This window comes from Bacillus luti (genome assembly GCF_001884105.1).
Lineage (GTDB): Bacteria > Bacillota > Bacilli > Bacillales > Bacillaceae_G > Bacillus_A > Bacillus_A luti.
In genome coordinates, this window is record NZ_MACI01000094.1 from 96,087 (window position 1) to 110,654 (window position 14,568).

The following is a 14,568-nucleotide window of genomic DNA, read 5'->3' on the forward strand; positions in this document are numbered from 1 at the left end:
CAATATATGTGGACGGTTTTTTTGTATGTTATATTGTAGAAAATTATTTTTTAACGAATACGTTGTTCGGTTTGGCTATCAAAGAAATGCGCTTTATTCATATCAAATGCTAGTTTAATTTGGTCACCAGGTGAGAATGTATGTCTTGCATCAACACGTGCTGCGAAATCTTGATTTCCAAGTTTCATATATAAAATAGATTCGGCACCTAACAATTCAGCAACTTCGATTTTTGTTGTAAAGGCAGTAGATTGTGAAGCTTCTAAAAACAATAGTTCATCATGAATATCTTCAGGACGAATACCTAAAACAATGTCTTTATTTACATATCCTTGTTCACGTAACATCTTCATTTTTCCTTCAGTTACTTTGACCTTTATTGCATTGTCTATAACGAAATCGGTTTCAGTTAATTTACCACGGAAGAAATTCATCGCTGGAGAGCCGATAAATCCACCAACAAAAATGTTTTCAGGTGTTTCATATACTTCTTTTGGAGTACCAATTTGTTGGATCTTTCCGTCTTTCATAACCACAAGACGAGAAGCCATTGTCATTGCTTCAGTTTGATCATGCGTTACATAAATTGTTGTCGTTCCAAGGCGGTGGTGTAACTTAGAAATTTCTGAGCGCATTGCAACACGGAGTTTTGCATCTAAGTTAGATAAAGGCTCATCCATTAAGAAAACTTTCGCATCTCGAACGATCGCTCTACCTAATGCAACACGTTGACGTTGGCCACCTGATAATGCTTTCGGTTTTCTATCTAAATATTGTTCAAGCCCTAAAATTCGTGCTGCATCTTTCACACGACGATCGATTTCATCTTTTGGTATTTTTCGAAGTTTTAATCCAAATGCCATATTATCATATACACTCATATGTGGATAAAGGGCATAGTTTTGGAAGACCATTGCGATATCACGATCTTTTGGAGGAACATCATTCATTAGCTTACCATCAATTGAAAATTCTCCTTTTGAAATATCTTCAAGTCCAGCTACCATTCGTAAAGTAGTAGATTTTCCGCATCCAGAAGGACCAACAAATACGATAAACTCTTTATCTTGAATGTGTAAATTAAAATCTGTTACAGCTGTTACGTTATTATCATATATTTTATAAATGTTTTCTAATTTCAGTTCTGCCATGGTATTTCCCCCTAGAAATAATTATGCAAACGTTTTCTTTGAATTCATTATAAACTAATAGATTCAAAAAATAAATAAAAAAATAAAACGTTTTCATTTATTCGAGTAATATTAGTAGTTTTCTCATTATTTCTTAGAAAAAGAAGAATAAAAATTGTAAGCGCTATTTTAAATTAGGATAGAATCTGTTATCATTCATTAATGAAAACGTTTGCGCCTTGAGAAGAATAAAGATTATAGTATAGATGAAATGGGGTAGCGTAATGGAAAAACAATGGTGGAAAGAAAGTGTAGTATATCAAATTTATCCTCGCAGCTTTATGGATAGTAACGGTGATGGTATAGGTGATCTTCGTGGTATTATTTCAAAGCTAGATTATTTAAAAGAATTAGGAATTAATGTAATTTGGTTGTCGCCGGTTTATGAATCTCCAAATGATGATAATGGTTATGATATAAGTGATTACTGTAAAATAATGAATGAGTTCGGAACAATGGAAGATTGGGATGAGCTATTACATGAAATGCATGAACGTAATATGAAACTTATGATGGACTTAGTTGTTAATCATACTTCTGATGAACATAATTGGTTTATTGAATCACGTAAATCAAAAGATAATAAATATAGAGATTACTATATGTGGCGTCCTGGAAAAGATGGGAAAGAGCCGAATAACTGGGGAGCAGCTTTTAGTGGATCTGCATGGCAGTATGATGAAATAACAGATGAATATTATTTACATCTGTTTTCTAAAAAACAACCAGATTTAAATTGGGATAATGAAGAAGTAAGACAAGATGTTTATGAAATGATGAAGTTTTGGTTAGAAAAAGGAATTGATGGATTCCGTATGGATGTTATTAATTTCATTTCTAAAGAAGAAGGTTTACCAACTGTTGAAACGGATGAAGAAGGGTATGTTTCAGGACATAAGCATTTTATGAACGGCCCAAATATTCATAAATATTTGCATGAAATGAATGAAGAAGTATTGTCTCATTATGATATTATGACAGTTGGTGAGATGCCAGGTGTAACAACGGAAGAAGCCAAATTGTATACAGGGGAAGACCGTAAAGAATTACAAATGGTATTCCAATTTGAACATATGGATTTAGATTCAGGAGAAGGCGGGAAATGGGATGTAAAACCATGTTCACTTCTTACTTTAAAAGAGAATCTAACAAAGTGGCAAAAAGCATTAGAGCATACAGGATGGAATAGCCTTTATTGGAATAACCATGATCAGCCTCGTGTTGTATCCCGTTTTGGTAATGATGGAATGTACCGCATTGAATCAGCAAAAATGTTAGCGACGGTGCTTCATATGATGAAGGGAACACCGTATATTTATCAAGGAGAAGAAATCGGAATGACGAACGTTCGATTTGAATCAATTGATGAATATCGAGATATTGAAACGTTAAATATGTACAATGAAAAAGTGGTCGACCGTGGTGAAGATAAAGAAAAAGTAATGGAATCTATTTATATAAAAGGCCGAGATAACGCTAGAACTCCAATGCAGTGGGATGGTAAGAAACATGCTGGATTTACAGCAGGTGAACCATGGCTTGCGGTAAACCCTAATTACAAAGAGATTAATGTGGAGCATGCAATACAAGATGAAAACTCAATTTTTTATTACTATAAAAAATTAATTGAGCTACGTAAAAATAATGAGATTATTGTGTATGGATCATATGATTTAATATTAGAAAATAATCCATCTATTTTTGCGTATGTAAGAACATATGGAGCTGAAAAACTTCTTGTTATTGCAAACTTTACTGCGGATGAAAGTGTATTTAAATTGCCTGAGGATATTAGTTACAGTGAAGTAGAGTTATTAATACACAATTACGACGCGGAAAGCGAATCGATAGATAATATTACATTACGCCCATATGAAGCGATGGTATTTAAATTAAAATAAGAAAAATCCTTATGCCACATCTTGGCATAAGGATTTTTTATTACCATTTTAAGATTGAGAATCCATATGGGGGAAGTGTAACTTGTAATACACTTGCTTCCGCTGAAAATTCTTCTTTTGTATATATATTGACTATTTTCTTCCCTGTAATATGAATAGGGAGTGAAGTTGTAACTTCATCATTAGTAGGATTTAAAACGAAGAAGATAGTTTCATCTTCATATGTTTTCGTATAGGAAATATAATTATGTTCATCATTTGCTTCGATGAATTGGAAAGTACCATGTCCACCAAATGCTTTATATTGCTTTCGTAATGAAATTAATGTTTGTATATGTGTAAATAATAGATGATCTTGTTCTTTCGTATCCCAAATCATACATTTGCGGCAATCTGGGTCCATACCGCCATCCATACCAATTTCGTCTCCATAATAAATACAAGGAGAGCCGATGAAAGAAAGATGGAATACATAAAGTAACTTTAACTTATTTTTATCTCCGTTACACGTTGTCAATATTCTTGGTGTATCATGACTGTCTAATAAATGAAACGCTGCTTCATTTACATTCATAGAGTAGGAATGTAGAGATTCTGTAATTTGTTTCATAAATTCATTTGCCTTAATCGAATCGTTAGCAAAGTAAGACAGTAGAGCGTTTGTAACAGGGTAGCTCATTACAGCGTCAAATTGATCTCCTTGGAGCCATGGAAGTGCATCGTGCCAAATTTCTCCTAAAATATATACGTCAGGGTTTAATGCTTTTATCTCACTTCGAAATTCTCTCCAAAAGCTGTGGTCGACTTCATTTGCTACATCAAGGCGCCAACCGTCTATATTAAATTCTCTTACCCAATAACGCCCTACTTCAAGTAAGTATTCTTTTACATCAGGGTGTGCTGTGTTTAATTTCGGCATATACGGTGTAAACGCGAAAGTATCATAATTAGGAAGTGGTTCGGTAATAATCGGGAATTCATGAATGTGGAACCACTCTTTATAAGCAGAATTTTCTCCGTTTTCGAGTACGTCTTGGAATTTATCAAAAAAGTATCCGCTATGATTAAATACAGCATCAAGCATTATTTTTATACCGTGTGTATGACATGCCTGAACGAGTTCTTTAAATGTTTCTTTTGTGCCAAATTGCGGATCGATTTCCATGTAGTCAATTGTGTCATATTTATGGTTTGAATGTGCTTTGAAAATAGGTGTGAAATATATTCCTGAAATGCCAAGCTTAACAAGGTAATCAAGGTTTTGAATAATACCAGCAAAATCTCCACCGAAAAAATTAGTTGGAGTCGGTTCAGCGTTGCCCCAAGGAAGGGTATTTTCTGGATTTAGTGTACGATCGCCATTCGCGAACCGTTCTGGGAAGATTTGATACCAAACAGTATCTTTAATCCAGGAAGGTGCTTGAAATACATCATTTGCATGAATAAATGGAAAACAGAAAAAGTTACCAACGTCATCATTTGGAATACTGGAAAAAAATCCTCGCTCTGCATAAATAAGCGTTTCTGTCTCCGTTTTTAATTCAAATCCATAACGTAAGCGCTTAAATTTTGGCTCGATGGAAATGGACCAATAATCAAACAATGCAGTAGAACCAGTTTTTTTCATCGGTGTACTGGATGTAATCCACTTCCCGTCTTTCCATTCATAAGGATCACCGTAAATAAGAGTGGAGCTTTGAAGATCGTCTTTTTTAGTACGTATTCGGATGTGAATCGTTTTTTCATCGTAAGCGTATGCATAATTATCTTTTGGCCTATGATAAACGGCTTCTTTAAGCATATAGAAAATCCCCCTTTAATATCTCCATGCATATTGTTCCCTTAAGTATAATAATAAAGTCTATGTTGCAAACGATTGCTTTTTGCATAGCTTTAATATTGCTTATAAGAGTAGTATTCATTTTATATAAAGTCAATGTATAAAGCGTATAGTAATAATATTTTTAAATTAATATTTGCAAAATGAATAAAAGAATGTATAATGATAGACAAATAGCGCAAACGTTTTCATAGATTGAGATATCGTTTGCGCTTCTATTAAACTATTCAATGCAAACGTTTTCAATTATTAAGGTACATATACAACTTAGGGAGGTTTTTGGGATGAAGAAAGCATTATCATTATTAACAGTTTCAGCATTATCAATTGGTATGTTATCTGCATGTGGACCGAAAGATTCAGGGAAGAAAGAAGAAAGTAAAGCAAAGAAAGATTACGATCTTCTCGTTTGGGAAGATGATAAAAAAGGTGTTGGTTTAGAACCAGCAGTGAAAAGCTTTGAGGAAAAATATAAAGTAAAAGTAAAAGTTGTTGAAATGCAAATGACAGATCAAGTGAAGAAGTTACGCCTTGATGGACCAGCGGGGACTGGACCAGATGTTGTAACATTGCCACATGATCAAATCGGAAACGCAGTAACAGAAGGTTTACTTTCTGAAGTGAAAGCTGATGATGCTGTAAAGAGTAAATTTACTGACTCATCAATAGCAGCACAGACATATAACGGAAAATTATATGGTTTACCAAAAGCAATTGAGACACCAATCTTTATTTACAATAAAAAATTAATGCCAAAAGCACCAGAAACGATGGACGAGCTGTTTAACTTCTCAAAAGAATTTACGAAGGATGGCAAGTACGGATTTTTAACACTAGGAGATAACTTCTACTTTGCGAATGCATTTATGGCAGGTATGGGTGGTTATGTGTTTGGTGAAAAAGATGGAAAGCCAAATGCAAGTGATGTTGGATTAAATAATAGCGGAGCAGTACAAGGGGCGGAATACCTTCAAAAATGGTACAAAGAAAAGTTATTCCCGAAAGGTATTATTGGTGAATCTGGTGGACCTGCTGCTGATGGACTATTTAACGAAGGAAAAGCAGCATCTATCATGAACGGTCCGTGGGCGTTCCAAGCAATGGAAAAGAACGGAATTGATTATGGTGTTGCTCCAATGCCGAAATTACCAAATGGTCAACCAATGAAAACGTTTGTTGGGGTTAAAGGATGGCATGTAACAAGTTTCTCTAAACAAAATGATTTAGCTACAAAGTTCACTGAATGGGTAACGAATGAAGAAAACGCAAAAATTCGATTTGAGAAAACAAAAGAAATTCCTCCAGTAAAATCAGTAATGGAGGATCCAATTATTAAAGATAATGAAGCTGCAAAAGCAGTTGCAACGCAATCTGAAAATGGAATTCCAATGCCAAACATTCCAGAAATGCAAGAAGTATGGAAACCAGCTGGAGATGCGCTTCAATTAGTTGTTACGGAGAAAGAGGCACCAAAAGCAGCACTTGATAATGCAGTGAAGCAAATTAAAGGTAATATTGAGGCAAATCATAGTAAGCAAAAATAAGGTGAAATTCGTGCCTCTAACATGAGAGGCACGAATTCTCTCCCAGAAAAAAGGGGGAAGGAACATGCAAACATCTATGGAACCAGCAAACGGCTTAAATGGTTCAAAGCATAGGAAAATGGCAACCATGTTATCAATCATTCCAGGCATGGGCCAAATGTATAATAAACAATTTGTAAAAGGTCTTATTTTTCTAGTATTAACAGGTTCATTTATTGTAGCCTTTGCTGATTTATTAAATATGGGATTATGGGGAATTGTAACGCTTGGTACAGAAGTTCCACGTGACCATTCTGTCTTTCTATTAGTAGAAGGAATCTTGGCACTCATCGTCATCGTGTTTGGACTTGGAATATATGCATTTAATTTATATGATGCATACCAAAACGGAAAGAAACGTGATATAGGAACACCGTTAAACTCTGTAAAAGAGCAATACCGTAATTTACTAGATCAAGGTTTTCCATATTTAATGGTTTCACCAGGTTTTCTATTACTTATCTTTGTAGTTGTATTTCCAATCATCTTCGTAATTTTAATTGGATTTACGAACTATGATTTATATCATTCTCCTCCAGCTAAATTAGTAGATTGGGTAGGGTTTAAAAACTTTATTGATATCTTTACATTACCGATGTGGAGAGAGACGTTTTTAAGTGTATTTTCTTGGACTGTCATTTGGACATTCGTTGCAACGACATTACAAGTTGCGCTTGGTATTTTCTTAGCGATTATCGTAAACCAGCCTGGTATTAAAGGAAAGGCGATCATTCGAACAATTTTCATTTTACCGTGGGCGGTTCCGGCATTCGTATCTATTCTTGTTTTCTCTGGTATGTTTAATGAAACATTTGGAGCAATTAACAATCAAGTATTAGCTTTATTCGGAATTGAAAAGATCGCTTGGATGACAGATCCATTTTGGGCGAAGATTGCTTTAATTATGATTCAAACATGGCTTGGATTCCCATTCGTCTTTGCAATGACGACAGGTATACTGCAATCGATTCCAGGAGAATTATATGAAGCAGCTACAGTAGATGGAGCTACAGCTTGGCAACAATTCCGTAAAATTACATTGCCACTTGTTTTATATGCAACAGCACCAATATTAATTACGCAATATACGTTTAACTTTAATAACTTTAGTATCATCTATCTATTTAACGGCGGAGGTCCTGCTGTAGCTGGACAAGACGCAGGTGGAACAGATATTTTAATTTCATGGATTTATAAGTTAACGATGACTTCGGCGCAGTACGGTAAAGCAGCAGCTCTTACAATGATATTATCGTTAATCGTTATTACAGTTGCGTTATGGCAATTTAAGAGAACAAAATCATTCCAAGAAGAGGATATGATGTAAATGAATATTAAAAGACAAAAGATGTTACGTCTCTCATTAAGTTATCTCGTTATTTTCATAATGTGTGCCATCATTTTCTATCCATTATTATGGATTATTGGCTCATCGTTTAATCCGGGTGATAGTTTATCAGGATCAAGTATTATTCCGCAAAATGCAACGTTAGATCATTATCGTAAGTTGTTAGATTTAGAGAATAGTAATTATTTACTATGGTATAAAAACACATTAAAAGTAAGTGTTTTAACGATGATTTTCTCAGTGTTAGCAATTAGTTTTACTGCTTATGCATTTTCGAGATACCGTTTTGTTGGAAGAAAAAATGGTTTATTAACATTTTTAATTCTGCAAATGATTCCAAACTTTGCAGCGTTAATCGCTTTATACGTATTAGCACAGTTAACAGGATTAATTGATACGCACCTTGCATTAATTTTAATTTATGTGGGCGGGGCAATCCCGATGAATACATGGCTTATGAAAGGATATTTTGATACGATTCCGAAAGAATTGGATGAATCAGCTCGTATGGATGGGGCAGGACATTTCCGTATTTTTTGGCAAATCATTATGCCACTTGCAAAGCCAATCGTAGCAGTTGTAGCGTTATTCACTTTTATCGGTCCATTTACAGATTTCATTTTAGCGAGTATTATTTTGCGCACACCAGAAAATTATACTTTAGCAGTTGGTCTATATGAAATGGTAGCGAAGAAATTTGGTAATGAATTTACAACGTTCGCAGCGGGTTCAGTATTAATTGCAATCCCAATTTCAATTTTATTCCTATCATTACAAAAATACTTTATCTCTGGTTTAACTGCTGGGGGTACGAAAGGATGAAAAATGGGACATTACGTCCCATTTTTCTTTTCATCTCCCTATAAAAAGTTTTATAGGGAGATGAAAAGAGATTTGACATCACATGTGAAAAGAAGTGAAATAAATAGTATATTATAGTATAGGAAAAAAGAGCTATATCCCTTACAATACATGGAGAGGGAGAATATGATAGGTTTTGCAAGATAGAATCAATGAAAGTTTATGACTTCTCCTATTACTTGCAACGGGTGCAAGATGAAAATATATATAATGGCAGAGAAGTGAAAGGAGGGGGATTTTTATGACAGTTACAATTAAAGATGTGGCGAAGAAGGCGAATGTAGCACCATCTACCGTTTCTCGTGTAATTGCTGATAATCCAAGTATAAGTGAAAAAACAAAGCGTCGTGTTCGGAAAGTAATGAGTGAACTAGGGTATCATCCAAATTTAAACGCAAGAAACCTAGCTAACCAAACAACGAAAACACTTGGTCTTGTTATGCCAAGTTCTGCAAGTAAAGCTTTTCAAAATCCGTTTTTCCCAGAAGTTATAAGAGGAATTAGTTCATTTGCACATGTAGAAGGGTATGCGCTTTATATGTCGACAGGTGAAACGGAAGATGAAATTTTTAATGGTGTTGTAAAGATGGTACAGGGGCGCCAAATTGGTGGCATTATTCTTTTATATTCAAGAGAGAATGATCGGATCATTCAATATTTGCATAAACAAAATTTCCCGTTCGTATTAATTGGGAAACCATATGATCGTAAAGAAGAAATTACATATGTAGATAATGATAATTATACTGCTGCCAGAGAAGTGGCAGAATATTTAATTTCATTAGGGCATAAGCAAATTGCGTTCATTGGTGGGGGATCAGATTTACTTGTAACGAGAGATCGTTTAGCTGGTATGAGTGATGCTTTAAAACTAGCAGACATTGTATTACCGAAAGAATATATTTTACATTTTGATTTCTCAAGGGAAAGTGGTCAACAAGCGGTCGAGGAATTAATGGGACTGAAGCAACCGCCGACGGCGATTATGGCGACGGACGATTTAATTGGATTAGGTGTGTTAAGTGCTCTTTCTAAAAAAGGATTCGTTGTACCGAAGGATGTTTCTATTGTAAGCTTTAATAATGCTTTATTATCAGAAATTGCGAGCCCTCCACTTTCGACAGTTGATGTGAATATTTATCAGCTAGGATATGAGGCAGCAAAAGCTTTAGTTGATAAAGTAGAGAATGCTGAATCAACTGCAAAATGTATCATTATTCCGCATAAATTACTGAAGCGTCAAACTTGTGATCAGTATGCATAAAAAAAGCTAAGAGTTTAACTCTTAGCTTTTTGTTGTAGAAAGGTCTCTAATCGATCGCAGCCTTCTTTTAAAGTTTCGATACTATATGCATAGGATAAGCGAATGTAGCCTTCACCATATTCAGAAAATGCTGTTCCAGGAACGACGGCTAGCCCAGCTTCTTTTACAAGGTCAAGCGCAAAATCGAATGATGAAGTTGTTAGGTGGCCAACATAGGGGAATAAGTAAAATGCACCTGTTGGCTTTTCAACCTTTAATCCCATTTGAATGAGTCTGTTATATACGTAATCACGGCGTTTTTTGTACTGATGGCGCATCATTTTTGGTGCATCTTTAGCAGCTGTTAATGCTTCGATTGCAGCATATTGAGCGATTGAAGTGGCGCACGTTACATTGTATTGATGAACTTTTAAAATGTGCCCAGCTAAATAGTTTGGCGCGAATAGAAGGCCGATGCGCCAGCCGGTCATAGAATGGGATTTTGATAAACCGTTAATAACAATGGTTTTCTCGCGCATTTCTGGGAAATTAGCAATAGATGTATGCTTTTGTCCATATACAAGTTCGCTATAAATTTCATCAGAAAGGACGAAAATATTTTTATCTTTTAAAACATCTACAATATCTTTTAGTTCTTCTTTTGATAATGTTACACCAGTTGGGTTAGAAGGATACGGCAAAACAACACATCTTGTTTTGTCTGTAATAGCATTTTCTAGTGCTTCGGCAGTTAAACGGAAGCCGGTTTCACGAACATCTATAAAAATAGGCGTTGCACCACATAATCGAATAATGGGCTCGTATCCTGGATAAATAGGGGCAGGTAAAATTACTTCCGTCCCTGGTTCTAAAATTGTTCGGAACGCAACATCAATTGCTTCACTAGCACCGATTGTAACGATGGTTTCGTTTTCAGGTGAATAATGTAAATCGTAGTTATCTTGTAAGAAGCTACAAGCTGCCTTGCGTAATTCTAGTAACCCAGCGTTATGTGTATAGCTTGTATAATTTTCTGTAATGGCCCGTTTTGCCGCTTCTTTTACGAGAGAAGGTGTAGGAAAATCAGGTTGCCCAATTGTTAAAGAGATAAGATTATCATAGTTTTGAATCAGATTAGAGAATTGACGGATTCCAGAAATTTGGATGTCCTTCACTCTAGGATTAATGAATTGTTCCATTGTATCTCCCTTTCTTCCGTTTGAAAATTAAGTTCATTTTATCATATTTTTTATGATTACGCTTTGTATATGTTATGTAGAAAGGGAGAGAAAAGAGAAAAAAGCCGCTGTAAGCGACTTTTTAATATCCGTATTCCCAATCTATTTCATCTTCATTCCAAAGCACAGAGGATACTTTGCCAAGGTGAACAACTGATTCGTTCACAGCACATGTGCAATTTTCATCTCCTGCTTTATGCTGTAACTCTTCATATACTGATTTTTCAACATTTTCTAGAACAACCAAATTTTCTTCTTTTAAAACAAGCGTAGTACCCGCCATATTTATCTTCCTCCTACTAAAGTAATGATCACTTATTTGTAAACATAGATAGTATGGATTATATGCTGTATTTTGCTATAGTTGTCCGTATCATGAAGTATTTTTATATTTTCTTTGTAATCCGTATTCATTGTATACTGCCCGAAGGAAATTTGGTACAGGGTTTACAATCATTTCGAAAATCTGTAACAATTATTATGTGCTGTTAACAAAGAATTAACAAATATGTTAAGAAAAATCAAAATTTTAAAACAAATCAACTTATAAAATGATATAATCATATCAAAATACATATAGGGGATGAGAGGCTATGGAGCTTATCCGTGATTTAATGATTCAAATTGCCATCATTATATTACCGCTATTTTTATATGAAGCTATTCGTTTAAATCGTTATCAAGAAATGCCTCCGAAGCCGAACCGCTACTTTATTATGTTTTTATCTAGCGTGACACTTGTTCTTTCCATGACATACTCTATTTGTTTTGGCAACGTTTGCGGGTATAACTTTCATCCAATCCCAATTGTTAGTGGTTTTTTATATGGTGGGATTGTTGGTTTAATTCCAGCCATTATTTTTGTTGCATATGAATGGGTACTAAAGGGAATGAATATTCTCCCGGTCGTAGAAGTTATGTTTCTATCGATAGTGCCATTATTCTTATCCAAGAAGTGGTCTCTTTTTTCAAGAGACAAGAAGCTAATTTTAGCATTTATGATTTCATCATTTTACGTACTTGTATCTTTATTATTTGGTATGGTGAATGTACTGTTAGAGACAGGTTTTACACCATATGTTTCTCAACTATATAACGGATTTATATTTGCTTCGCTTATTATGGTTATGACTATGGTATTTCAAGTGTACTTAACGGAATATTTAAATGAAAACGCATTATTACGTACAGAGATGCAAAAATCGGAAAAGCTTAATATTGTTAGTGAGTTAGCAGCAAGTGTTGCACATGAAGTTCGAAATCCGCTCACTGTTGTCCGTGGATTTATCCAATTGTTAGAAAGCACAGAAGATGTGAAGAATAAGGATTATATGCGTCTCGTGTTAGCTGAATTGGATCGGGCGGAGCAAATTATTTCAGATTATTTGAATTTAGCAAGGCCGCAAATTGAGAAAAAAGAACATATTTGTTTATCCGCGCAATTAATAGAAATGACCACCCTTATGTCATCATTTGCAGCGATGCAAGGTGTATATTTACAAGTTGAGATTTCTGAGAGCCTTTATACGATCGGTGATAAGACAAAATTGAAACAAGCTATTATGAATGTTGTTAAAAATGGTATTGAAGCAATTCAAGGAAATAAAGGATATTTAAAGGTAACGGCTATTCAAAAAGATGAAACAATTGTAATAAGAGTTAAAGATAGTGGTGTTGGAATGACAAAAGAACAGTTAGCAAGACTTGGACAACCATATTATTCTTTAAAAGAAAAAGGGACAGGATTAGGACTTATGGTAACATTTAGTATTTTACAAGCGCATAATGGTACACTGGAATATAAAAGCGAAAGTGGAAAGGGAACTGAAGCGATTATTATATTGCCAGCTGTAAGAAATAAGGAATAAAAGTTACCGATGGAAGGTAACTTTTTATTTTATATAGGAAATTTTATTCATTTGTTTTTTCTTGTTTTGTTCGGCTAAATAAACTTTTAAATGATTGAAAGAAACTTTGTTCTTTTGATGCGGCGACTAATCTTTTTGTCTCTTGAATTTCACGGATAACTTGCATAAGTTGTGCATCGCGGTTGCTGTCTTTATTATAAATTTGATTTACTAGTTTGTTCATTTTTTCTTCTTGTTTGGATTCACGTTTATACATATGATTCATTAATAAGTCCATCTTTTCTTTTTGAAGTTCATCTGTTTGAGCGGCATGATCAACTAATTCTTGTAACATTTTTTCTTGAGAACCTTCTTTTACATAAACTTGTTGCATCAATTCATCTAACTTTTCATCTTTCAAACGATTTTGTGTAATAAGGGTAGAATTTTGATGAATAATTGCTTCATTTAATTGAGCGAGCATTTCTAGTTTTAACATGAATTCTTCAAAGTTACGCCCATCTTCTTTTTCTGTTGATTGTACTTCTTGTTTCTCTTGAATAATAGGTACCGGTGGAGCTTCTTTCTCTTTTAAAATAATAGGTATTGTTTCTGAAATATCTTCTTGTAATGTAGCGGCTCTTTCATGTATAGATTTTAATAGTTTTAAATCATCCAATTTATAAATACGAGCATCAGCTGTTTTGGAAATCATATAACCATGTTCCTCTAACAGTTGACTATATTTGCGGACTATATGTTTTGGGATGCCTGTTTTATTCGTGACATCTTTCGTTTTATAGGTAGCTTCCATGATATTTCCTCCCCAAAAAGTATCGTATATATCATTTCAATCTTTTATGATGACTTCCTTTGAAAAAGAATGTCGGAAGGTTATTAGTTTTCTACAGCATTAGTGAAAAGATGAAGAAAAATGAGAGTTTTTGGCGGAATAGCGAAGAAGAGCTAAGATAATGTCTGAAAACATATACAGGAGAAGTTTGTTATAATAACTGAGGAAAAGAAACTGGTAGAATCACGGAGGTATACATGAAGCAATTAAAAGGTATTATCATTTCAATTATTGCAATTCTTTCTATTGTAGTAGCGGTTTATGAAGTACTTGTTCCAGAGGAAACAAGTATCAAAAAAACAAATGCGTATGATCAAGTTCTAGAATTTCCGAAAGAGCGATATCCAGAGACAGGGAAACATATTACGAATGCTATAAAAGAAGGACATTCAGAAGTTTGTACAATTGACCGCGGTGGTGCTGCAGATAGAAGAAAATTATCGTTAGCGCCATATCCATCAAAAAAAGGGTATGACCGCGATGAATGGCCAATGGCAATGTGTAAAGAGGGCGGCAAAGGAGCCCATATTGAATATATAAGTCCAGCAGATAACCGCGGAGCAGGTTCTTGGGTAGGAAATAAGTTAGATAAATATCCAGATGGTACGCGTGTGAAATTTGATGTGAAGTAGTAGTTGCATATTTCATAATGAAGGAGAAGGGA

Annotated in this window: 12 protein-coding genes; 7 read left to right on the top strand and 5 right to left on the bottom strand. The window is 34.6% G+C overall.

What is annotated here, in order from left to right:
• Positions 1-50: 50 nt before the first annotated feature.
• Positions 51-1,151, bottom strand: a complete 1,101-nt coding sequence (locus BAQ48_RS24510; RefSeq protein ID WP_000818937.1) for an ABC transporter ATP-binding protein — start codon at positions 1,149-1,151, stop codon at positions 51-53.
• Positions 1,152-1,414: 263 nt separating this feature from the next.
• On the opposite strand from BAQ48_RS24510, the gene BAQ48_RS24515 reads away from it, so the two are divergent.
• Positions 1,415-3,091: a glycoside hydrolase family 13 protein gene (locus BAQ48_RS24515; protein ID WP_071713146.1), complete on the top strand. Its 1,677-nt coding sequence runs from the start codon at positions 1,415-1,417 to the stop codon at positions 3,089-3,091.
• Between the two features lie 40 nt (positions 3,092-3,131).
• On the opposite strand, the gene BAQ48_RS24520 is transcribed toward BAQ48_RS24515, so the two are convergent.
• Positions 3,132-4,892, bottom strand: a complete 1,761-nt coding sequence (locus BAQ48_RS24520) for an alpha-glycosidase (protein ID WP_071713147.1) — start codon at positions 4,890-4,892, stop codon at positions 3,132-3,134.
• 323 nt (positions 4,893-5,215) lie between these two features.
• On the opposite strand from BAQ48_RS24520, the gene BAQ48_RS24525 reads away from it, so the two are divergent.
• The 4 genes from BAQ48_RS24525 (at position 5,216) to malR (ending at position 9,987) form a co-directional block, all read left to right on the top strand.
• Positions 5,216-6,475, top strand: a complete 1,260-nt coding sequence (locus BAQ48_RS24525; RefSeq protein WP_071713148.1) for an extracellular solute-binding protein — start codon at positions 5,216-5,218, stop codon at positions 6,473-6,475.
• Between the two features lie 64 nt (positions 6,476-6,539).
• Positions 6,540-7,841, top strand: a complete 1,302-nt coding sequence (malC, locus tag BAQ48_RS24530) for a maltosaccharide ABC transporter permease MalC (protein ID WP_071713149.1) — start codon at positions 6,540-6,542, stop codon at positions 7,839-7,841.
• Positions 7,842-8,684 (top strand): maltosaccharide ABC transporter permease MalD, encoded by an 843-nt coding sequence (malD, locus tag BAQ48_RS24535; protein ID WP_001022602.1) that lies wholly within the window; start codon positions 7,842-7,844, stop codon positions 8,682-8,684. It begins immediately after the preceding gene.
• Between the two features lie 280 nt (positions 8,685-8,964).
• The gene (gene malR / locus BAQ48_RS24540) at positions 8,965-9,987 is read left to right on the top strand and encodes a maltose operon transcriptional repressor MalR (protein ID WP_000219046.1); all 1,023 of its coding nucleotides are present in this window, start codon (positions 8,965-8,967) and stop codon (positions 9,985-9,987) included.
• Positions 9,988-10,001: 14 nt separating this feature from the next.
• Here the strand turns inward: malR and BAQ48_RS24545 are convergent, their stop codons facing one another.
• Positions 10,002-11,165, bottom strand: a complete 1,164-nt coding sequence (locus BAQ48_RS24545; protein ID WP_071713150.1) for an aminotransferase A — start codon at positions 11,163-11,165, stop codon at positions 10,002-10,004.
• A 121-nt stretch (positions 11,166-11,286) separates the two neighbouring features.
• Complete coding sequence (locus tag BAQ48_RS24550; protein WP_000929277.1) at positions 11,287-11,487, bottom strand: hypothetical protein; 201 nt, start codon at positions 11,485-11,487, stop codon at positions 11,287-11,289.
• 310 nt (positions 11,488-11,797) lie between these two features.
• On the opposite strand from BAQ48_RS24550, the gene kinB reads away from it, so the two are divergent.
• Positions 11,798-13,072: a sporulation sensor histidine kinase KinB gene (gene kinB / locus BAQ48_RS24555; protein ID WP_071713151.1), complete on the top strand. Its 1,275-nt coding sequence runs from the start codon at positions 11,798-11,800 to the stop codon at positions 13,070-13,072.
• Positions 13,073-13,115: 43 nt separating this feature from the next.
• On the opposite strand, the gene BAQ48_RS24560 is transcribed toward kinB, so the two are convergent.
• Complete coding sequence (locus tag BAQ48_RS24560) at positions 13,116-13,865, bottom strand: DUF3967 domain-containing protein (protein ID WP_071713152.1); 750 nt, start codon at positions 13,863-13,865, stop codon at positions 13,116-13,118.
• A 236-nt stretch (positions 13,866-14,101) separates the two neighbouring features.
• Here BAQ48_RS24560 and nucA point away from each other — a divergent pair, with 236 nt between their 5' ends.
• Entirely contained in the window at positions 14,102-14,536 is a 435-nt protein-coding gene (nucA, locus tag BAQ48_RS24565) for a DNA-entry nuclease (RefSeq protein WP_071713153.1), read from the top strand.
• The last annotated feature ends 32 nt before the right edge of the window (positions 14,537-14,568 follow it).